Below are 19955 nucleotides of genomic sequence, written 5' to 3'. Positions count from 1 at the left end.
ACGCGTATCAATGGCAATGCTTATCGATACAGGTGATGAATGACCCACTATCCCCGAGTTTTTATTGCCCTCTTTTTGTTTTGGATTTCGCTATTTGCGTCTTTGTTGGCTAATGCTGGACCGCCGTTTCTCACGGACGATCCTGAGCCAGTTGAATATCAGCATTCCGAGCTCTACATTTCAACAATGCAAACTCAAACAAGCAATGGCACCACAGGAACTCTTCCCCACATTGAATACAACTACGGCGCTGCACCTGATTTACAACTGCATATTATTATTCCATACGAATTCAATAGCCCTAACAATGGTTCACGACAACTCGGTTTAGGCGATATTGAACTTGGTGCAAAATATCGGTTTATACAGGAAACAGACAGCATGCCGATGATTGGGGTTTTCCCACTGATTGAAACGCCTAGCGGCGATGCCGAAAAGGGGTTGGGTAATGGTAAAACTCAAGTATTCCTACCCATATGGCTGCAAAAAAAATGGGGCAGTTGGCAAACTTATGGCGGCGGTGGCTATTGGATTAATCATGCCCCTGATGCAAAAAATCATTGGTTTTACGGATGGCAACTACAAAAGGAGATTTCGGAACAACTCACGTTAGGTGGTGAGATTTTCTATAACACCGAACAAGTTCAAGGCCGAGGCGCAAGTTCGGGGTTCAATGTGGGCGCAAATTATAATTTTGATGAACATAATCATTTGCTGTTTTCAATTGGAAAAGGCATTACCAATATAAATCAAACTAATCAGCGCTCACTGTACCTTGGTTATCAGTGGACTTGGTAAGCATAAAAATTATTGTGCATAAAAGTAAATTTTAAATTAAAACCGCGAGGCATAGTTTTCCAAAAAGTATCCTCCACACAGTCGACCCAACTGATAATCATGCCGAAGCACTTCTAAGCTACTACCCAGCAAACGACTTTTAAGTGGCTTGATCGGGGCAATATCAATGACCTTTACTGCATCAGGTGGATTCTCGATAAAATTCATCGCGGCATTATAATTTTCCACATAACTTTCTACCAGGCTCCCCAGTTTCTGCAATCCCCTCAGACGCCAATTCCGGGGCAACCTGTTCAGAGGAATTATAGATTCACGCGGCTGAGTTCGAATGACGACAATACAGTCACTACCCCAACTATGTGCGGCTTGCACCGGCAATGAATCCGCCACGCCGCCGTCCCAATAATCCACGCCATCCAATACCACGGGTCGACGATAAAATAGCGGTATCGCGCAGGAGGCTTTGAGAGACTGAACCACATCATTGGAATGGAACGAAAGATAGTCTGGCTCCAATGTCTCACGACGACTGGCGCACATGTGAAATGACCGGCCCGCAAGCCTACGTAAGCCATGTTCAATATTTAACGGCATATCCTGGTTTAAAGCGTCGAAATACCAATCCAGATCGATTAAATGCCCACCGCGCGCAAAACGCAATGGGTTGTAAAATTTCTTGTTAGTGGAGTAATGAAAAATGGCATCCCGTGCATAACCAGATTGCTCACAAGCGTAGGAAATTAGATTTTGTGCCCCGGATGAAACACCAAGTAAGGCGTGGAAAGGAAAAAATTTTTGTTGCATGAAACTATCAAGAATGCCGGCAGTAAATATCCCGCGCTGGCCGCCTCCCTCACAGATCAATGTCAACTTTCGGGCGGGTAGATTTTGTGGCAGATATTCGTTACCGGTTACTTGAATTCTAAAGTTTTTATCAGTTTCCTCAGCACTGACGGCGTATTCATCTTGTTTATTCATTTAAAATTCAGCTTTCTGTAATAACGCGGTTCAAATCCATGCCATCACATTTCTTTTTTTGAATGATGAACTGTGTCACGCAAATGCCAATTTGTATAGACTTATGAAAAGCTCAAGCTTGCTAAATTTTACTGCATAGAGCCCGGCATCAAACCCTAAAAATGGCTATAAATAAGACGGCTCACTCAATGGATCAAAATCATGCCATTCACCTTCAATAATTTCACCTTCTAATTTTTCAATATTCTCTGCGCCAAGTCTCTTTAGAAAAGAAATTGCCCGGTCCTGGAAATTCTGATCTTCTAATTCGACTGCCACCAACATGCCGGCCTTACGTATCGGGGTTATATCATCTGGATGGACAGAGTTGTCAGCAACAGTAGCATGCTCACTGCTAGCTTGACCAGTTCTTTGGTACGGATGATTTCCCATGTGATTTTCTTTAGGTGCGCTTACACCAATAACGGCTTCCACCACTGCGAAGTTCTTTCCAAACTGAGTCATACCCGGAGATTGATAGCGGTCACCTCCAATCGGATAGGCATCGTGCTGGCCTGCTGGATTTACATAGAATGAAGTGACTTTTCCCGCTGCGAAACCTACTTGAATCAATTGTTCGACAACTAATTCAGCCTGTTCCTTCAACTGAAATCTCGATGCGATGATGGTAGCCATAATTTTCCCCAAAAAAATAATTATCAGTAGTGCCGTTGACGAATTGCGTCAACACAAAGGTCGGTCAATTTCTGGGGTTTTCGCCTATTCCAAGGGACGGCGCATAGCTTTTCACTAATCAGAAATGACGTTGAATATCATCGATCCACGATTGAACCGCCGTGTCAGGCCAATGTTTTGGATCGAATCCTGGTGTATTGTCGAATTGAGCTTTATCAACATTGAGAATAAATTGATGATTTACGGTATCTAGCTTCAGCCAATTCCAAGGTACGGCGAATAATTTTTCATCAATCAATATCACAGATTTTTTCACCAATATTGCATAGGAAATATTCCCGTTTTCCATGTTTAACATAATGTCCATAATGTCGGCCAAAGGCTCACCTTGGACATTGTTTACTTTATTGCCGATTAATTTATTTGCGCCCATTAAGACATGACGTGACCCATGTTTACCAATACTTTTAACGCTTTCTAACGCGTCGATTTCACCGTAAGTCATTGGATTTCTTTCAAGGATTAACCTAGATATCAGAATGACGGAATAAATAAATAAAGTCAGTACGGCAGCGCACCCAGTAAGTGAATTATGTTGGTCCTATGTTTGTTGTCGAATAGAAGTGTCATGTGGAAAATGACAGGGTGACTGCTAAAGCAGCCCCCGATTTTTCAGCGGTTTTCGCCGATTCTATTCAATTAAGGCATCAATTGCCCGCGAATTTCTCCATCCATATTTTTTGCAGTATGGACATTCACATAAAGATTTCCAGCTTTATAGCTGGCAAATTGGGCATCGGTGAGTATTGAACCACTTGGCACTGACCAGCTATTTTCACCAGACTTGGTTAAAAGAATAATTACCGGGCCTTTTTTACCTTCAGCACCCAGGTGTATATGCGCTACTGTTCCTACCAGCCCTGTCGTTGTCACCGAACCGCTTACCGTTTTGTCGGCATTGACGGTGATGCTACCGGTGCCTGTCGCCGAAGTTTTAACGGGTGGCGTCTCTGCTGCACCGACTAGTGTCAATTGCGTTGTTGCTGCATTGGTAGCACCTACCCCGACTGCCAGAAAACAACCCAGTAGCAAGATCTTTAACATCGACGTAACGTGATTTTGATAGTTGTATTTATTCATGATTTAATTCCTTTTTTGTCATTAAGTTTTTACTGTTCACCATTTGATTCGTACTACTCATTCTTCGCGTTGTGCCATCATGCATACCCTCCTTAAATAAAATTGTAGATTGATATTTTTTGCTGATGACGTTAGTTCGAGTATCGATACTGGGAAAAGTACATAGCGTGATATCAATTTCGGTGATGTCCTGCTACGGTCAGATGATCTTGTCGACAGTGATAGGCAGATCGCGAATCCGCTTGCCGGTCGCATTGTAAACAGCGTTGGCAACGGCGGCTGCAACCCCGACAATACCGATTTCGCCCAAGCCCTTGCTGCCAATCGGATTGACATACGGGTCGACTTCCTCCACCAGCAATGCTTCGATGGATGGTATGTCGGCATTCACCGGCAATAAATAATCGGCCAGGTTGGCGTTGGAAAAAAAGCCGCGCTGCGTATCGATACGCGTCTCTTCCATCAATGCCATGCCGATTCCCCAAATCATACCGCCCTGCAATTGGCTGCGTGCGGTACGTGCATTCAGAATTCGACCGCCGGCAAAGGCGCTAACCATCCGCGTTACCTTCACTTCACCCAATTCAGGGTCGACCCGTACTTCGCAGAAATGCGCGCCGAAAATTTTATATGAATGATGGCTTTTCGGCTTTTCCCCCGGCACATTGCCCGGCGTCTGCGCTGTTGGGTAACCTTGTTCCGGGCCAGGGCCGGTACTGGATGTGACACTGACACTGGGCTGCGATTGTCGGGACAGCAATTTGATCAATGTTTCGCTACGTCCTGGCACGCCAGTTGACGAAAGACGTCCGTCGCGAATCACAATCAGTTTTTCATCAATACCATGAAGCGGCGAACTCGTATCGGTCGCAGCGAGTTGGATCAAGCGGTCACGCAATTTTTGAACGGTATTGAAAACAGCTGATCCGGCACTGGCAGCCGTTGTAGAACCGCCGGAGCCAGGTGCCGGCGGCAGACGCGTATCGCCGAGTTCAAAACGTACCTGCTCTACCTCAACACCCAACACGCTAGCGGCGGTTTGCGACATCACTGTGTAGGTGCCGGTGCCAAGGTCCTGAGTCCCGCATTGAACCAGCACCTTGCCATCAGCGAAGATCGTCGCGTTGGCTGACGCAGCCTGGAAATGCGCCGGATAAGTAGCACTCGCCATTCCATATCCGATAAGCCAGCGCCCGTCACGTTGTGAGCCGGTTGTCGCTTTGCGTTTCTCCCAGCCGAAGCGTGCGGCGGCGGCTGCGTAGCATTCGCGTAATGAATTACTGGACCAAGGCAGGTTGTCTGCTTGGTCGTGCGCTGCGAAATTGCGTAGGCGGAATTCCACCGGATCGATGTCGAGTTTGCAGGCCATCTCGTCCATGGCCGACTCCAATCCAAACGATCCCGATGCAAAGCCGGGTGCGCGGGTAAATGTCGGTGTGCCGGTGTTGAGACGCACCAGCCGGTGCAATATCTCCACGTTGTTGCATGCGTAGAGAAATTCAGTCGGACTGCCGGACGCTTCAGTAAAATTATCCAGTGCAGATGTGTGATTGTCGACGTGATGGTTGATTGCCATTAGCTTCCCGTCACGGTTTGCGCCGATATGAATACTCTGCCGGGTAGTTGGTCTGTGCCCGTTACTGGTAAACATCTGCGGGCGCGTCAATACCAGCTTAACAGGGCGCTTGATTTCACGCGCGGTCATTGCCGCGATTGCTACATGCGGCCAACTCATTCCCTTGCAACCGAACCCACCACCAAGAAAACGTGAGATGACGCGCACATTTGCCACTGGTACTCCCAATATCTGCGCGAGCGAATGGGCAGAATTAGTGACGGCCTGCGTGGCATCGTACACCGTCAGCTGGTCGCCTTCCCAAACTGCAGTGGTGGCATGCGGCTCCATCGGATTGTGATGTTCCACCGGCGTGGTATAGAGCAAATCAAGTTTGATGTCGGCCTGTGCCAACCCGGCAGTAGTGTCACCCCGTTTCGACGAGGGATCTTCACCGGTTTGACGCTTGGCCGGAACGAAGGCGCTGGCAAGGTGGGCGTTCATGTCGATGGCGGCTACTTTCGTGCTGTAGCTCACTGTCACCAGTGACGCGGCATGGGTTGCGCTTTCCAGCGACTCCGCCAGTACCACTGCAATAACTTGCCCACCGTAATAGATATCGGGGCTTTGCAAGATGGGTATGCTTTGTCCGGCGGGCATCATTTTCGGTCGACTCAGGCGCGGCGCATTTTTGTAGGAAAATACGGCAATTACGCCTGCTATGCTGCGCGCTCTATCTTCATCCAACACGGTAATACGACCGCTTGCGATGGTTGAGGTGACCAGCACTGCGTATGCCGTTTTAAGCAAAGGAATTTCAGCTGAATACAGCGCCGCACCAGTTACTTTAAGTCGACCATCGACGCGGGCGATAGGGTCGCCGATATTTTTCATCACGCGATCTCTCCCGCAGCTAACGTCGTCAACGCGCGTACCACGGTTCGTTGCGCCAGCTTGACCTTGAACTTGTTGTCCTTGCCCGGTTGCGCTTGCGCAAGCGCAATGTGTGCCGCGGCAACAAAATGACTTTCCTGTACCGGCTTTCCGGCGAGATAAACTTCTGCATCCCGGGCGCGCCACGGCTTGGTTGCAATACCACCCAATACGATGCGCGACTCTGCTATCACGCCATTTCGGATATCCAGCGCAACCGCTGCCGAAGTCAGAGCGAATTCAAACGAGGCCCGTTCGCGTACTTTGAGGTAAAAAGAGCGTGTTGCGAGTGGTGATGCAGGAACCTCAATCGCGACGATCAGCTCATCGATTTGTATATTGTGCTCCAAATTGGGCGTCGATCCGGGTACCAGAAAAAAATCATCAATCGGGACAGTGCGATCACTATTCGGCCCATGCAGTTTTATGCGTGCACTTAATGCCATTAACGCCACCGCCAGATCAGAAGGATGGGTGGCAATGCAGTGCGGGCTGATGCCAAGAATCGCGTGTCGGCGATTGTCGCCGCCCAGCGCTGCGCAGCCGCTGCCCGGTTCACGCTTATTACATGCACAAGCGGTGTCACGAAAGTAGCTGCAGCGTGTGCGTTGCATCATATTTCCCCCGATGCTGGCCATGTTGCGTAACTGCGGCGATGCGCTGGCCAGCAGCGATTGCGCTATCACCGGAAACCGGCGCGCAACTTCGGTGTTCGCAGCCACATCGCTCATACGCGCCAATGCACCGATGGACAGCATGGTGTTGTCGATATGGAGTTCGGACAAGGGCAAGTAATTGATGTCGATCAATTGGCCAGGTTGCTCGACATTCATTTTCATCAGGTCGAGCAAATTGGTGCCGCCTGCAATAAATCGCGCATTGCCGCCATCTGCTGCGCGGATTGACTGAATTGCCTGATCTATCGACTGTGCGCGGCTGTACTGAAACGGGTTCATGTCTTGACTCCTTTTGCCACATTGCTGATTGCCGCAACGATTCCGGCATAGGCGCCGCACCGACAGATATTGCCGCTCATCCATTCACGAATCTCATCGTCATTGCCCGCATGCCCTTCGTGCATCAACGCAACCGCCGACATGATCTGACCTGGCGTGCAGTAGCCGCACTGCAGCGCATCGGTATCAATGAAGGCCTGTTGCATTGGGTGTAGCTGACCGCCCTCCGCAAGTCCTTCGATGGTGGTGATCTGCTTACCTTCTTCCATCGCTGCGAGTGTCAGGCAGGCTTTGATGCGACGACCATCGACCAGTACTGTGCAGGCACCGCACGTTCCCTGATCGCAACCCTTTTTGGTTCCGGTCAGGCCAAGATTTTCACGCAAAGCATCGAGAAGGGTGACGCGGGTATCGAGATTAAGTGTGTGGAATTCACCGTTAATTTTTAGTGTCAATGCGCGCGATGTTGGTGGGATGAGCGCATTGCTCTTCGATTTGGGGTTGCCAGTTGGCGTATCGGCCAGTGCAATGTTCGGCCAGATCCAGAGCGTCAATGATGCAGCAATCGCCGACGCCAGAAATTGACGGCGATTGACCTGCATGATCTGGCCTGTACTCCCCGTTGCCACACTGCCGTAATCATTGCCCAGTATTTCGAGCGCTTGCCTCAGAGGATCTATGCGCGGCATCGTCCCGACAGGAATCACATAGCGTTCACGCAAGAAGCCTTCTGCATCGACCACGATCACGGCGCGCTCACCATATACACCATAGGCATGGGCGATGCCGCCGCTTGGGTCAAAGTCATGCAATACAGCAATCATCGTCGAGGCTTGCGGCAAATCGAATTTCAGGAAATAGTTTTCATTTTCAAAACTGAGCTCACGTAGATTGACGTAGGTCGGTGCACAGTAAGCCAGAAGATTTTTCAGGAAAGATAATTGCTCTGCCGCAGATGGATCCCAGACAGAAGGCGAAAAAACCATGATCACCGGCGTACCGCGCAGCTCGCTGAAATGGCGATGTTGGAATCGTTCTGGAAGGTAAAAATCCGGTGCCAGAGAGCCGATCTGCGCTTCCGGCTCAATTTCATACAGGGTTGTTATGTCGTAACGTGAACAGGGAGGTGGCGGTGCGTACATCGAAACTCCTTTGCAATATCTAAACCGTTACCTATCCCGGTTATGCGAAGACAAACTATAGTTTCAAGAATCGCGTTGATCTGTGCGCTATCGCACCTTACTTGAAAACATTCGCGTCACTCAATTCGACCTGCGTTATCACAAAAATGGTTGCCTTTGTGTGTGACACCGCACGGAGAATCTTTGCCGGGCTGTATAAATTCAGTTTACGCAACGAATCAAAACGAAACGAAGGATCTGTCATGCACTCACCTAACCGCGCTCCCAAGTCCCCTATAAAATACGAAGCAAGTTTTGAAGTCCCTGAAGATGGCGAAACCGAAACACAAAACGAATTATTGAAAACGCTTAAGCACATATCGGAAGTAACATTGAAAGATTCAGGGCATGCAACACGTAGCGTACATGCAAAAAGTCATGGTTTATTGCGCGGCGAACTGCACGTGTTGGATGGCTTGCCTGCGGTTTTGGCACAGGGAATATTCGCCAAAGCCGGCGATTGGCCGGTGCTGATTCGTCTTTCTACTGTGCCAGGCGATATGCTCGATGACAGTGTTTCAACACCACGCGGCTTCGCCCTCAAAGTTATCGGCGTTGAAGGTACCCGTTTACAAGGCAGTGAAAATGACGTCACCCAAGATTTTATTCTAGTTAATTGCGGGGCGGAATTTTCGACACCGAATGCAAAAAAATTTCTCGGGGGGCTGAAGCTGCTGGCTTCTACCACCGATAAAGTGCCAAAATTAAAAAAAGCGTTGTCCGCGGTGATGCGCGGGACAGAAAAAGTGATTGAATCGCTTGGCGGTAAAAGTGCCACGGTTATCGGCTTAGGTGGACATCCTGAAACGCACATACTGGGAGAAACATTCTTCAGCAAGGCACCAATCCTGTTCGGCCCGTATATGGCAAAGATTTCAATTGTGCCAACTTCTGCCAATCTCAAAAAACTCACCGACACGCCACTCAACGTAAATGGCAAGCCAAATGGCCTACGCGACGCAGTAGTCGAATTATTTGCGCACGATACCGCCGAATGGGATTTGCGGGTTCAGTTATGCACAGATTTGGCAAGTATGCCAATTGAAGATGCCTCAGTTTCCTGGCCCGAAGAAAGCAGCCCCTATCTGACCGTTGCCCGCATTATTGCCGGGCCACAGGTTGCGTGGAGTGCTGAACGTTCCAAAGCAGTTGACGATAAAATATTATTTAGTCCCTGGCACGGCATCATTGCGCATCGCCCCATTGGTTCAATCATGCGCATTCGTAAGGCTGCTTACGAAATGTCGGCAAAATTTCGTGCCGAACATAATGATTTAGATATTATTGAACCAAAAAATCTGGATCATTTCCCACCTTGAATTTTTCTTATGTGTGAATTTACTTTTAAAAAATCCAAATAAGATTCTATTCCGACATAACAAGTACGCCATCACTTGACCTGTACAGCGTAGGTCGTTACATTAATGACTCATAAGTTAGTTAGTTTTTTTAAGAATGAGCCATGTCAATCTGTTTAAAGCCACGTTGGGCGCGCCGTAAGGATGCAAGACCGCAAGAATTACTTTCTGCGGCATTGGAGATATTTGTGGAGCGCGGTTATGCTGCTACGCGTTTAGAAGAAGTGGCGCGTAAAGCGGGCGTCTCTAAAGGCACTTTATATTTGTATTTTGAAAATAAAGAAGAGCTATTTAAAGCGGTAGTGCGTGACACCATCGTGCCCAATATTGCTCAAGCCGAACAATTGATTAGTGAATTCCAAGGCAGTACCAAAGAGCTGTTTATCGAATTGATTACGCATTGGTGCGAGCAAATTAGCGCACCTAATTTAGCTGGAATTTGTAAGCTGATGTTTGCAGAAGCCAGTAATTTCCCAGAACTAGCCGAATTTTACTATGCAGAAGTCATTAATCGAAATGAACTGATGATTATTCAGTTATTAGAGCGTGGCATGCAAAGCGGTGAATTCAGGCAGCTTGATTTAAGTGTGATGCCCAAAATTGTCACTGCCCCCATCGTTATGCTAATGCTTTGGAGTAATACATTTAGCTGCTGCGAACCACATGCGATTGTGAGAGACGATTATGTCCGGTCATATATTGAAGTCATCCTTGCTGGTTTATTAAAAAATTAATTAACTGCAATACTATCTGCCGCCTAAGCACGGCCTTTGCTAGAATAACGTTTTTGCCCGATTGCGAGTACCTACAATGAAACTTGAACAAGCCCGTTTTAATATGATAGAGCAACAAATCCGCCCTTGGAATGTATTGGATATGGGTGTTTTAGAGCTGCTGACTATTGTAAAACGTGAAAAATTTCTGCCTACAAATCAAAAATCCTTAGCCTTTATGGATACGGAACTTCCGTTGCCAGACGGCAGTTTGATGCTCAGCCCAAAAATGGAAGCACGTATTGTGCAGGAAGTCGCCGTTAAAAAACATGAGAGCGCCTTAATTGTTGGCGCAGGTTCTGGTTACCTGCCAGCGTTGTTGGCTTTCCATGCCAGGCACGTCACGTGTGTAGAAACTTCTCCTGAAGTACATCTCGTTGCAGAACAAAATTTGCATCACGAAGGCGTTGCCAATGTGAGTCTGGAATTAGGCGATGCAGCCAAGGGCTGGCCTAAAGCGGCTCCTTATGATGTGATTGTGATGACAGGTTCTTTGCAAGTATTGCCGGAAGAATTAAAGCAGCAGCTTAAAGTAGGCGGCCGTTTATTTGTCATTTTGGGTTCTGCGCCAATCATGACGGCGTTCATTTATACACGCAGTAGCGAAACCGAGTTCGTTGCCAAGCCGTTGTTTGAAACCAGCATTGCTGCGGTACCGCATGCTGAGCATCCTTCAACATTTTCATTCTAAAAGGTAATTATGGACGTGATTAGTATCAGTGCTCCCGAATTAGCCAACTGGTTAGCAGATGCTAATCGCCAGCCACCGGTTTTGTTGGATGTGCGGGAACTTTCTGAATTGCAACACTGTCAGATACCCGCAAGTCTACATATACCTATGCATTCAGTGCCGCCCCGGATGAATGAATTGGACAGTGCCGCGGCTATTGTTTGTATTTGTCATCATGGCGCTCGTAGCATGCAAGTCGCCCGGTTTTTAAAGCAGCATGACTTTGAACATGTCATTAATCTTACCGGCGGCATCCATGCCTGGGCCGTGCAGGTTGACACGACAATGGAAACTTATTAAGTATCGCTCTTCAGTGTTACGGTGCTTTGCCCTGTATTTTCTGCATCTCAGCCCTTAAATAATGCAATTGGTCGCATTTTCATGGCGACCGAATGCGAGTTTCATTACAGTGCTGCGTAGATTATTTAAATTTAAATGTAAAGCTCCTCGGAGCTTTTTTTGCACTCGCTTTGGGCTGTCCGGCCAAGGTCGTTTTTAAATCCATGTTGGTGAACAACTCCTGCGGAGTAGCTGCTATGAATGAAACTATGAACGAATCTATGAATAACGCTAAGCGTAAAAAAAATCAAATCGTAATTTACTCAGTTTTATTTGCTTCACTTATAGCGAGTGGCATTTTTGCCGCACCAGCCTCGGCGGCTGATCTGCTGCAAACTTATCAGGAAGCTCTCCAAAATGATCCGCAATACGCCAGCGCCCGTGCTTCATTAACAGCAGGCCAGGAAAAATCGGTGCAAGGCCGTGCGCTCTTGTTGCCGACAATTGGCATTACTGGTAGCACCACATCTTCAAGCTCCAATTATTCAAGCGGCGGTGTGTCTGTGAATGGCGTAAAAAGCACCAACGGCAACTATACCTTGCAATTAACCCAGCCCTTAATACATTGGGAAAATTGGCAGCAATATGAGCAGGGTAAATTACAAGTCTTAGCCAGTGAAGCGTTATTTGGGCAAGCCCAACTCGATTTGATGGTGCGTGTTTCCCAGGCTTATTTTGATGTGTTATCCGCGCAAGATACTCTAGAGTCGGTGCGCGCCAATAAAACCGCGATTACCGAGCAACTCTCGTTTGCAAAGCGTAATTTTGAAGTCGGCACGACCACCATTACCGATCAACATGAAGCGCAGGCGCGTTACGATTTGGCGGTAGCTTCAGAATTCGCCGCAGAAAATGATTTGGAAATCAAGCGTAGCACCTTACAACAAATCATCGGGCATGAGCCAGATGGCTTGGCACCCTTACATAAAGGCGTGCAATTAAGTGCTCCAGAACCTACCAATATTAATGATTGGGTAAGTGCAGCAGAATTCAATAATTATGGTGTAGTCGGCGCGCAAGTCACACAAGAAATTGCCAAGCGCACGATCTCATTAAACCGTGCCGGACATTTACCAACTCTGGATTTAGTCGCCAACGTTAACCGGTCCAATAACTCGGCGATTCCGATTGAACAGCAACCGGCCTTTGTAGATACCTCACGCAATATCGGTATTCAGTTAAACATACCGTTATTTTCCGGTTTTGCAGTAACCAGTAAAGTCAGAGAAGCGATTGCTTTAGAAGATAAAGCCGGCAATGACTTTGAGACCGCTAAACGTAGCGCAGCATTGGCAGCGCGGCAAGCGTACTTAGGTGTGAATAGCGGCTTGGCGCAAGTTAAAGCCTATGAGGCGGCAGAAATATCTTCCCAATCGGCGTTAGATTCGAATGTGCTGGGTTACCAAGTTGGCGTGCGGATTAATATTGACGTGCTCAACGCGCAGCAGCAGTTATATACAACGCAGCAGAATTTATCTAAAGCCCGTTATGACACGATCATGAACGGCTTACGTTTAAAAGCGGCGGCGTCGTCGTTGAAACAAGAAGATTTAGCGCAAGTGAATGCGTTGCTGCATTAATTAATGGGTTAATTCCGGCGCGGATCTTCCGTGCCGGTAATCTGCAACCTACGCGGCGGCACCGATTTCAGGCATGGATGACGTTACCTGCTGATGTTGAACGCGTAATCTCCTGACAAAATCTTGCAGAATCATGCGATATAACTCGTCGCCCAATACCCCATCTTCAATGCCTTGATCAATATTCGGGTTATCGTTGACCTCAATGACTACCGGGCCTTTCTCAGTCATTTTCATATCGACTCCATACAAACTATCACCAATTAAATTGGCTGCACGTACTGCTTGCGCTAATAAATCGGGTGGTACTTTATCCAGTGACACGGCCCGGCTCATACCAAATTCAGCTTTGCCATCGGCATCACGCTTGGCTACCTGCCAGTGACCTGTTGACATGAAATATTGGCTAGCAAAAATTACCTGCTTATTCAATACGCCGATGCGCCAGTCAAACTCGGTGTACAGGTATTCCTGTATCAAAATGAGCGATGAATGTTTTAGGAGTTCGCGTGCGGTAGATTCAAATTCATGCCGATTCACCACCTTGGAAACGCCACGCGAAAAGGCTCCATCGGGAATTTTCATGACCATCGGGTAAGCAATTTCTTGCTCCAGTTCCGTTATGTCATCAATATCACTCTCTTGCAGCACATAGGTGCGCGGCGTAGCGATGCCGTTGACGCGCATCAAGTCCGCTAAGTAAATTTTATTGGTACAGCGCAAAATAGAAACCGGGTCGTCAATGACAACCAGGCCTTCACTTTCCGCTTTTTTAGCAAAGCGATAGGTGTGATGATTGATAGCGGTCGTTTCGCGGATGAATAGCGCGTCATATTCTGCAATATGCGAGTAATGTTTTTTCTCAACTAAAGTAACGTCGATACCCAATTCTCGCCCAACCTGTACAAATTTGGCGAGTGCGGCGTTGTTGCTAGGTGGTAGCAGCTCTTCTGGATTGTGCAATATCGCGATGTTATATCGGTGCTTTTTACCAGCATAGTTTTGCAGCCAGGCCTTGCCATGAAATGTATCAAAAGCCTGAATGAAGATCTCTTTTTGATATGCGCAGAGTGAAGAAATATTTTGTACTTTGACTGAGCGGATTTTCCAGTCACTGCGATGTTCAAATTCAACTCGTATGAGTGGAGCAGGGAAAATATCGAATAGTTGCTGGGCCAATTGCGCAAGCGGTGTGTAGTCCGTCATGCCAAAGAAAATATCCATAGCAAACTCAACTGGCAGCGGTTGGTTAGCATTTTTTGAAAAAATACCATTCAGGGCATAATCCAGATCACTCATGTCCAAGCTGTAAATTGCTTTGTGCGATAAATCGTTGACCGTTTTTACCGAAGGAATCACCTGCTGCGAACGTGCTTCTGCCAAGAGTGAGCAGTAGTAGCCGATTGAAAGATATTTGTAGCTGCGGCATAGGTTAATGACTATTGTTCCCGGCTTTGCATACGCTGCATCGGAGCCAAGATAGTCGGAAGCGGATACAACCTGTTCATAGTCTGAGCGGGGTATCCAGTCCTTGTTGTTTTCAACAATAATCAAAAAATCCGCGGTACGTTTTCGGGAAAAACGGGCAAGGTTTAGCATCGTACTGCCGGAAGAGAGTTCTGCATCGCTTGCCAACAACTGCTGCAAATTAAAACTACGTGTGGGGGGAGTGGTTGCTTTAGCTTTGGGCATAGAAGTCCTGTCGTTGACAATGTGGTTTGGATTTACGTAAAACCGCTCCAGTTGCGTTGCTCCTCCTTGCCGTGCAGGCGTACTGTCTGCGTCGTCGCGTCTTGCCGGAACAATTTTTCGTCAGTCCTAACGTCAATTCAGTGTGAACTGAATGAAATATAAAAACTGTAAATAGTAATGAGTTGCGCATCAATTTTTTGTAAGTGGCGTTGGATTTTGGGGCGGGTAAACTATCACAACCGCCTTGCTGCCTTGACGACCATAGCGTGCCATGCGTTCAAAATCCTTTTTAAGAACCGCTATATTGATACGGTCATCGCCTTCTCGCGCATCGGAATTATCCGGATCATGAATGTAAAAATAGAGATCATCGCAGCCGGTAATAATGACCCAATGCGGTGCACGTTCGCGTGTCAGGCGATACGTCGAAATCAGTACCAGTGGGATTCCTCCTGCGCTGAAGCTGCGCATTAACTCAGCCGAACCGGCAAGCTTGTAATGTAGTGGAATTTTATGCCGTAGCACCTGTTCAACAAAGTCTTCGTGAACGAGTTGGATCACTTCGCGCTTCTCTGGGCTGCGCACAGAATCCTGAAACAAAACCCCGGTTCCATTGACGAATATCTCGCAGGGAAAACCACGCTGCAAAGCGGCTAGCGCAAGGCCGTGCGGGCCGCAACCACCATGCCCCGCTGTCATAAAAATCGTGGTTGCCTCACGCCAAAGTTGTAGCTCTAGTGTGCGATTTAGATCGAGATTGGGTTTGAATGCTTTCATCGCCATCATCAGACAAGCTGAAACCAAGTGTTTGCCGGTAATAGGGCGCACGAACCGGTTCGGGGCGCAACAGATGGGTCAGTGATTTTTCTAATCGAAATGCGGACATTCCATCTTGATAGTAGCCTGAGTATTCATCAAAAATACGATAGCCACGATGTTGGAATAGCTGTAACGAAGCTTGATTGTCTTTGCGGATTTCTAATCGCATGGTGACGCAATTGCTTGATAAGGCAGCTTGTTCTGCCGCAATCAACAACATGGCCGCGACACCTTGGCCTAGAAAATGGGGATGCGTTGCAATTGAATACAGCCGCGATCGCGAATTGTTGCGGCGAAAAAGTAAGGTGACATAGCCGCGTAACTGGCCATTGTGCTCATCAACCAGGGTAATTGAGTTCCCATGCATTAATAAATGACGGAAGCTACGCTGGGTAAGCCTGTCACCTTGAAAGCTACTATTTTCTATCGCAAGTAGTGCCGTTATGTCGGCAGAAATAGCTGCCCGGATCATCGATTTGCTAAATGCACGTCAATGCTACATTCATGCTGGTATGCTGAATTGCAGCCGTAACTCGCTGTAGCGCGGGTATTTTCATGCATAACTCCACCTGCATTCTGGTGGCATGTTCAACTGGCTGAATCTGCATAAATATCAGCAGATCTCCGCATGTAGTCATGATCAGATGTCGTAATTCAGTAATGTGATTTGTGTTAACAGAAAAATGCATCTTAACGCCGCGCGGCGTTATTCTGACTGTATGTTTAGCGGCACCATTTTCATGGGTAGGCGCATGCTTATCCCATAGTCTTGGGTCTGCTGAGATGTGATTCATTGATATCCACCGCTTTTTCAACTCGTTAGCGGTAGATTAGCAATCTTGCTGTAAAAACCTTCTATAGATACACAGCTGAGGTGTAAATAAAATATATAGGGATGGCGCTAATGTATATATTCGCGCAATAAAGCCAGGGTTCGTGCGGTGGCTCCGCGGTGTTGTTCGGCGAAGGCGAGGGCGCATTTTCCCATAGTGGTTTTACGCTCGCGGTCTTGAATTAGCTTGCCGGTTTCTTCAAATAATTGAGCTGCATTGTAGATGCGCAGCGCACCTTTCGCTTCAATCGCATCGACGCTAATTGCTTCAAAATTAAACGTGTGCGGGCCGATCAGTACCGGTTTTTCTACGGCACACGCTTCAATTAAATTTTGACCGCCTAAGGGCAATAAACTGCCGCCAATAAATGCGATATCGCTACTGACGTAGTAGCTGGCCATTTCACCCATGGTGTCGCCTAAAACCACCCGCACTTCGTCTGCTAACTTGTTTTGGGCTAATGTGGTGCGGCGTTCCATGGTTAAACCGCGCTGTTTAATTAGTTGCTCTACCAGGTCAAACCGTTGTGGATGGCGCGGTACGATGATTAATAACAGGTTGGAATTTTGTACCTGCATGAAGGCATCCAAAATTAAATCTTCTTCGCCTTCTCGGGTAGAAGCGCACAGCAACACGGGACGTGAACCAAATTGCTCGCGCAGCGTGTGGCCGGCGCTAATTTGTTCGGGATTCAGGCTGACATCAAATTTGCTGTTGCCAGTCACTAGTACCTTGGGCGCGCCTAGTTGAAGTATCCGTTTGGCATCGGCTTCGGTTTGGGCTGCCACGCAAGTCAATGCAGCACTGGCTGGAAGAATTAAGCTCGATAAGCGTTCGGCTTTTTTTAAAGACTTTGGTGAAAGCCGGGCATTCACCAGAGTGACCGGAACGGCTTGCTGCCGGCAAGCGTAAATCAAATTCGGCCACACTTCAGTTTCCATCAAAATACAAATCGTAGGTTTGAAGTGAGTTAGCAAGCGACGGACTAAATATGGAATGTCATACGGTAAAAAACACTGTTGCACGGTGTTGTTACTGAGTTCGTTGGCAAACAGCAGTGCTCCGGTAGCGCGCCCGGTTGGCGTCATGTGGCTGAGTAAAATACGGTGCTGCGGGTAAGCTTGCATTAATTGCTTGATCAGTGGCTCGGCTGCGCGGGTTTCCCCAACGGACACGGCATGCACCCAAATAACGGCTTGTTTTGGTTTGCTGGCGGCGCTATAAAAACCAAATCGCTCAGCAATATGTTGCCGATAACCTGGTTCTAAACGACCACGCCAAAACAATCTGGCTAGCACTAGCGGCAGGGCTAAAATCCAGACAAAGGTGTACAAAATGCGCATAGCTTGAGTGTGATCTGCAGAGAAGCCGCATTATCACCGATTTTTGTTTCAGGTAGGGATGAGGAATACTGAATAGTTGTTTTTGAGAATCATTATTTTGATTGATGAGACATGCACCATAAAGCATTTTTGATAATTATGGATTGATCTATCTATTTGTCGAATGCAAATGATCTTCGATGTAGCTCCATAGCAATTCAGCTACCGGTCCGTGAGGGATATTACGATTCCGAGCCGCTACAAGGCCAACTTGTCCCCCACGCAGATACTTGCCTGCGATGGAGAGCAGGCTACCCGAACGCAACTCGTCTTCGATCAGGAAGTCCGGCATGTGTCCCCATCCCATTCCCTGAACAATAACCTCCTTCTTCATTAACTGGTCGCTCACTGTCCAACTGCGAGTGCCTTCCATCACATAGTAGTCCCGTGGCGCCGAGTGTCGGGCCGAATCACGGATGACGCACTGTACGTAGTCACGCATTTGTTCTGGCGATATAGCATCTGTAATCGGGAATGAAAGGAAGTTGGGTGCAACGACAGGAATCAATTTTACATTTTGCAAGTTGATGTACTCCAGGCTTGGGTCGCTCGTGTCTATATGATGGAAGATCAAATCAGCGTCACCATCGTTCAGCCGTTCCCACGGGCCAGAAATGGCTTCAAAATGTAGGTGAAGGCGCGTGCCCGGGCAGTTGTCAAAAAATCGTCGCAGCAAATTCAGAGTTTCCGTCAGTGGACACAAATCCCCAATCACCACACGCAGCTCGCTCTCCACGCCCATTGAAAGTTGGGTGACGTGATTCTCCAACTTACCGTATTCCTGAAGAAACACACGGGTTCGGGCATGAAATGAGCGCCCCGCGTCCGTCACCTTTACACGATAGCTACTTCGATCCAGAAGGTTAACACCCACCTGCGCCTCCAGACTTTTGACGGCTGCGAAGACGGTGGGCTGCGAGCGAAACAATTGGTTCGCCGCAGCCTGAAAACTTCCTTGGGTTACGACGGCGTCGAAACAGCGCAGTTGGTGGAGCGTAAGATTATTAATCATAGATAAACTGAATTATGTTTATAAGAATTTAAAAATATAAATGAATTAACTACATGGGTAAAGTGCTATTCACCAACAAAAAGGAGTGTGTGAAATGAAAGCAATTGTTATCAAGCAATACGGTGGACCAGAAGTGCTGACGGTGGAAGAGCGCCCAATACCTGAGGCGAAAATGGGGCAGATATTGATTGAGGTAAAAGCGTTTGGCGTCAACCACGCCGAGATCTATTTCCGTCAGGGTGCCTGGGGTGACGTGGCGGAGATAAGCGGTATCGAGTGTGTCGGCGTAGTCAAGGCGGACCCATCCGGCCAATTCCAAGTTGAGCAAAAGGTCATTGCTATTGTCGGCGGTATGGGGCGCAGCATCAACGGCAGTTATTCGGAATACACCGTGGTGCCAGCAAGCAACGTAGCGACTGTCTCCACCGACCTGTCTTGGGAAGAACTAGCCGCGATCCCGGAATCGTACGCCACCGCGTGGAGCTGCCTGCACGGTAATCTAGCGTTGAAACCTGATCAGACAGTACTTATCCGTGGTGCCACTTCGGCTCTGGGGCAAGCGGCTGTCAATATTGCAGCCCACCTTGGGGCACGCGTCATTGCCACAACGCGTAATGCAGAACGCGCCGCCGGACTCGAAGCAATTGGAGCAAAAGAAGTATTGATTGAGGCGCCAGACCTGCAAGACCGCGTGCGTGAACGTCATCCGGGTGGAATTGACGCTGTGCTGGATCTGATAGGTAACAGCACAATATTGGATTCACTTGCTATGGTTTGTCGGGACGGGCGCGTCTGTCTGGCCGGTTTTCTCGGTGGCGGCGGCCCGATCGCCAATCTGGAACCTGTGTTCCAGATCCCTAGTGGGCGTCATTTCAGCGTGTTTGCCAGCGCACTGGTGATCGGCAGCGCTGAGTTCCCAATCATGGAAATTCCGTTCCAAGACATCGTTGATCGTGTTGCACAAGGTGTATACAGGGCGGCGCCGGCTCACGTGTTTGCGTTTAGCGAAATCCGAGAAGCCCATCGTTTGGTCGAGTCGGGTCAGGCCAATGGCAAGATTGTGATTCGTGTCTAAGACTAATCACTTTTTAAAGCGAAAATTGGATAAGTGGTAAGGAATGGTGATCCCTTTTTTTGCGAGGAATTCTTAATATTTAAAGGTATATAAAGCCGATTTGAAATGTGACTCACCGGTTTTTTTCAAAGACCAAATGGTGATTT

General features: G+C 47.9%; 20 protein-coding genes and 1 pseudogene. 7 read left to right on the top strand and 14 right to left on the bottom strand.

What is annotated here, in order from left to right:
- The first annotated feature begins 39 nt into the window (after positions 1–39).
- Entirely contained in the window at positions 40–798 is a 759-nt protein-coding gene (locus S2091_RS14070) for a transporter (protein WP_105532576.1), read from the top strand.
- A 36-nt stretch (positions 799–834) separates the two neighbouring features.
- On the opposite strand, the gene S2091_RS14065 is transcribed toward S2091_RS14070, so the two are convergent.
- The 8 genes and pseudogenes from S2091_RS14065 to S2091_RS24495 all read right to left on the bottom strand — a co-directional run.
- The gene (locus S2091_RS14065; protein ID WP_105532575.1) at positions 835–1776 is read right to left on the bottom strand and encodes a patatin-like phospholipase family protein; all 942 of its coding nucleotides are present in this window, start codon (positions 1774–1776) and stop codon (positions 835–837) included.
- 165 nt (positions 1777–1941) lie between these two features.
- Positions 1942–2451, bottom strand: coding sequence for a hypothetical protein (locus S2091_RS14060; RefSeq protein ID WP_105532574.1), 510 nt, complete (start codon positions 2449–2451; stop codon positions 1942–1944).
- Positions 2452–2569: 118 nt separating this feature from the next.
- Positions 2570–2956 (bottom strand): PRC-barrel domain-containing protein, encoded by a 387-nt coding sequence (locus S2091_RS14055; protein WP_105532573.1) that lies wholly within the window; start codon positions 2954–2956, stop codon positions 2570–2572.
- Positions 2957–3150: 194 nt separating this feature from the next.
- Positions 3151–3591, bottom strand: a complete 441-nt coding sequence (locus S2091_RS14050) for a CHRD domain-containing protein (protein ID WP_243405426.1) — start codon at positions 3589–3591, stop codon at positions 3151–3153.
- A gap of 199 nt (positions 3592–3790) precedes the next feature.
- On the bottom strand, positions 3791–6040 hold the full coding sequence (locus S2091_RS14045; protein ID WP_207769716.1) for a xanthine dehydrogenase family protein molybdopterin-binding subunit: 2250 nt from the start codon (positions 6038–6040) through the stop codon (positions 3791–3793).
- Positions 6040–7035, bottom strand: coding sequence for an FAD binding domain-containing protein (locus S2091_RS14040; protein WP_105532571.1), 996 nt, complete (start codon positions 7033–7035; stop codon positions 6040–6042). Before S2091_RS14040 ends, S2091_RS14045 begins: the two co-directional genes overlap by 1 nt.
- Positions 7032–7637, bottom strand: coding sequence for a (2Fe-2S)-binding protein (locus S2091_RS24500; RefSeq protein WP_243405433.1), 606 nt, complete (start codon positions 7635–7637; stop codon positions 7032–7034). Before S2091_RS24500 ends, S2091_RS14040 begins: the two co-directional genes overlap by 4 nt.
- A gap of 123 nt (positions 7638–7760) precedes the next feature.
- Positions 7761–8177, bottom strand: a pseudogene (locus S2091_RS24495) (redoxin domain-containing protein); the annotation flags it as partial.
- A 242-nt stretch (positions 8178–8419) separates the two neighbouring features.
- Between S2091_RS24495 and S2091_RS14030 the strand changes: the two are divergent.
- The 5 genes from S2091_RS14030 (at position 8420) to S2091_RS14010 (ending at position 12996) form a co-directional block, all read left to right on the top strand.
- Entirely contained in the window at positions 8420–9535 is a 1116-nt protein-coding gene (locus tag S2091_RS14030) for a catalase family protein (RefSeq protein ID WP_105532569.1), read from the top strand.
- Positions 9536–9678: 143 nt separating this feature from the next.
- The gene (locus S2091_RS14025) at positions 9679–10308 is read left to right on the top strand and encodes a TetR/AcrR family transcriptional regulator (RefSeq protein WP_105532568.1); all 630 of its coding nucleotides are present in this window, start codon (positions 9679–9681) and stop codon (positions 10306–10308) included.
- Between the two features lie 76 nt (positions 10309–10384).
- A complete protein-coding gene (locus tag S2091_RS14020) occupies positions 10385–11038 on the top strand; it encodes a protein-L-isoaspartate O-methyltransferase family protein (RefSeq protein WP_105532567.1) in 654 nt (217 codons plus the stop codon).
- 15 nt (positions 11039–11053) lie between these two features.
- Positions 11054–11377 (top strand): rhodanese-like domain-containing protein, encoded by a 324-nt coding sequence (locus S2091_RS14015; RefSeq protein ID WP_105532654.1) that lies wholly within the window; start codon positions 11054–11056, stop codon positions 11375–11377.
- 236 nt (positions 11378–11613) lie between these two features.
- Positions 11614–12996 (top strand): TolC family outer membrane protein, encoded by a 1383-nt coding sequence (locus tag S2091_RS14010; RefSeq protein ID WP_243405425.1) that lies wholly within the window; start codon positions 11614–11616, stop codon positions 12994–12996.
- A gap of 48 nt (positions 12997–13044) precedes the next feature.
- Here S2091_RS14010 and S2091_RS14005 read toward each other — a convergent pair whose 3' ends face one another.
- The 6 genes from S2091_RS14005 to S2091_RS13985 form a co-directional block, all read right to left on the bottom strand.
- A complete protein-coding gene (locus S2091_RS14005) occupies positions 13045–14688 on the bottom strand; it encodes a RimK family protein (protein ID WP_207769712.1) in 1644 nt (547 codons plus the stop codon).
- A gap of 189 nt (positions 14689–14877) precedes the next feature.
- Positions 14878–15465 carry a peptidase C39 family protein gene (locus S2091_RS24315; protein WP_207769711.1) on the bottom strand — a complete coding sequence of 196 codons (588 nt, stop codon included), beginning with the start codon at positions 15463–15465 and terminating at the stop codon, positions 14878–14880.
- Positions 15404–15979 (bottom strand): GNAT family N-acetyltransferase, encoded by a 576-nt coding sequence (locus S2091_RS24310; RefSeq protein ID WP_207769710.1) that lies wholly within the window; start codon positions 15977–15979, stop codon positions 15404–15406. The genes S2091_RS24315 and S2091_RS24310 overlap by 62 nt, the downstream gene beginning before the upstream one ends.
- Positions 15980–15986: 7 nt before the next feature.
- Positions 15987–16301 carry a hypothetical protein gene (locus tag S2091_RS13995; protein ID WP_105532566.1) on the bottom strand — a complete coding sequence of 105 codons (315 nt, stop codon included), beginning with the start codon at positions 16299–16301 and terminating at the stop codon, positions 15987–15989.
- Between the two features lie 107 nt (positions 16302–16408).
- The gene (gene waaA / locus S2091_RS13990; protein WP_105532565.1) at positions 16409–17683 is read right to left on the bottom strand and encodes a lipid IV(A) 3-deoxy-D-manno-octulosonic acid transferase; all 1275 of its coding nucleotides are present in this window, start codon (positions 17681–17683) and stop codon (positions 16409–16411) included.
- 148 nt (positions 17684–17831) lie between these two features.
- Positions 17832–18734: a LysR family transcriptional regulator gene (locus S2091_RS13985; protein ID WP_243405424.1), complete on the bottom strand. Its 903-nt coding sequence runs from the start codon at positions 18732–18734 to the stop codon at positions 17832–17834.
- Positions 18735–18828: 94 nt separating this feature from the next.
- Between S2091_RS13985 and S2091_RS13980 the strand changes: the two genes are divergently transcribed.
- Positions 18829–19809 (top strand): zinc-binding dehydrogenase, encoded by a 981-nt coding sequence (locus S2091_RS13980; RefSeq protein ID WP_105532564.1) that lies wholly within the window; start codon positions 18829–18831, stop codon positions 19807–19809.
- Positions 19810–19955 lie beyond the last annotated feature (146 nt).

The sequence above is a fragment of the Solimicrobium silvestre genome, from assembly GCF_002976435.1.
Lineage (GTDB): Bacteria > Pseudomonadota > Gammaproteobacteria > Burkholderiales > Burkholderiaceae_D > Solimicrobium > Solimicrobium silvestre.
Note: the sequence above shows the minus strand (reverse complement) of the source record. Positions and strands in the feature narration are given on the sequence as shown.

Excerpts from the sequence above, each read along its gene's own strand:
- S2091_RS14070 (WP_105532576.1), top strand. The coding sequence starts at position 40 with ATGACCCACTATCCCCGAGTTTTTATTGCCCTCTTTTTGTTTTGGATT.
- S2091_RS14065 (WP_105532575.1), bottom strand. The coding sequence starts at position 1,776 with ATGAATAAACAAGATGAATACGCCGTCAGTGCTGAGGAAACTGATAAA.
- S2091_RS14060 (WP_105532574.1), bottom strand. The coding sequence starts at position 2,451 with ATGGCTACCATCATCGCATCGAGATTTCAGTTGAAGGAACAGGCTGAA.
- S2091_RS14055 (WP_105532573.1), bottom strand. The coding sequence starts at position 2,956 with ATGACTTACGGTGAAATCGACGCGTTAGAAAGCGTTAAAAGTATTGGT.
- S2091_RS14050 (WP_243405426.1), bottom strand. The coding sequence starts at position 3,591 with ATGAATAAATACAACTATCAAAATCACGTTACGTCGATGTTAAAGATC.
- S2091_RS14045 (WP_207769716.1), bottom strand. The coding sequence starts at position 6,040 with ATGAAAAATATCGGCGACCCTATCGCCCGCGTCGATGGTCGACTTAAA.
- S2091_RS14040 (WP_105532571.1), bottom strand. The coding sequence starts at position 7,035 with ATGAACCCGTTTCAGTACAGCCGCGCACAGTCGATAGATCAGGCAATT.
- S2091_RS24500 (WP_243405433.1), bottom strand. The coding sequence starts at position 7,637 with ATGCAGGTCAATCGCCGTCAATTTCTGGCGTCGGCGATTGCTGCATCA.
- S2091_RS14030 (WP_105532569.1), top strand. The coding sequence starts at position 8,420 with ATGCACTCACCTAACCGCGCTCCCAAGTCCCCTATAAAATACGAAGCA.
- S2091_RS14025 (WP_105532568.1), top strand. The coding sequence starts at position 9,679 with ATGTCAATCTGTTTAAAGCCACGTTGGGCGCGCCGTAAGGATGCAAGA.
- S2091_RS14020 (WP_105532567.1), top strand. The coding sequence starts at position 10,385 with ATGAAACTTGAACAAGCCCGTTTTAATATGATAGAGCAACAAATCCGC.
- S2091_RS14010 (WP_243405425.1), top strand. The coding sequence starts at position 11,614 with ATGAATGAAACTATGAACGAATCTATGAATAACGCTAAGCGTAAAAAA.
- S2091_RS14005 (WP_207769712.1), bottom strand. The coding sequence starts at position 14,688 with ATGCCCAAAGCTAAAGCAACCACTCCCCCCACACGTAGTTTTAATTTG.
- S2091_RS24315 (WP_207769711.1), bottom strand. The coding sequence starts at position 15,465 with ATGAAAGCATTCAAACCCAATCTCGATCTAAATCGCACACTAGAGCTA.
- S2091_RS24310 (WP_207769710.1), bottom strand. The coding sequence starts at position 15,979 with ATGATCCGGGCAGCTATTTCTGCCGACATAACGGCACTACTTGCGATA.
- S2091_RS13995 (WP_105532566.1), bottom strand. The coding sequence starts at position 16,301 with ATGAATCACATCTCAGCAGACCCAAGACTATGGGATAAGCATGCGCCT.
- waaA (WP_105532565.1), bottom strand. The coding sequence starts at position 17,683 with ATGCGCATTTTGTACACCTTTGTCTGGATTTTAGCCCTGCCGCTAGTG.
- S2091_RS13985 (WP_243405424.1), bottom strand. The coding sequence starts at position 18,734 with ATGATTAATAATCTTACGCTCCACCAACTGCGCTGTTTCGACGCCGTC.
- S2091_RS13980 (WP_105532564.1), top strand. The coding sequence starts at position 18,829 with ATGAAAGCAATTGTTATCAAGCAATACGGTGGACCAGAAGTGCTGACG.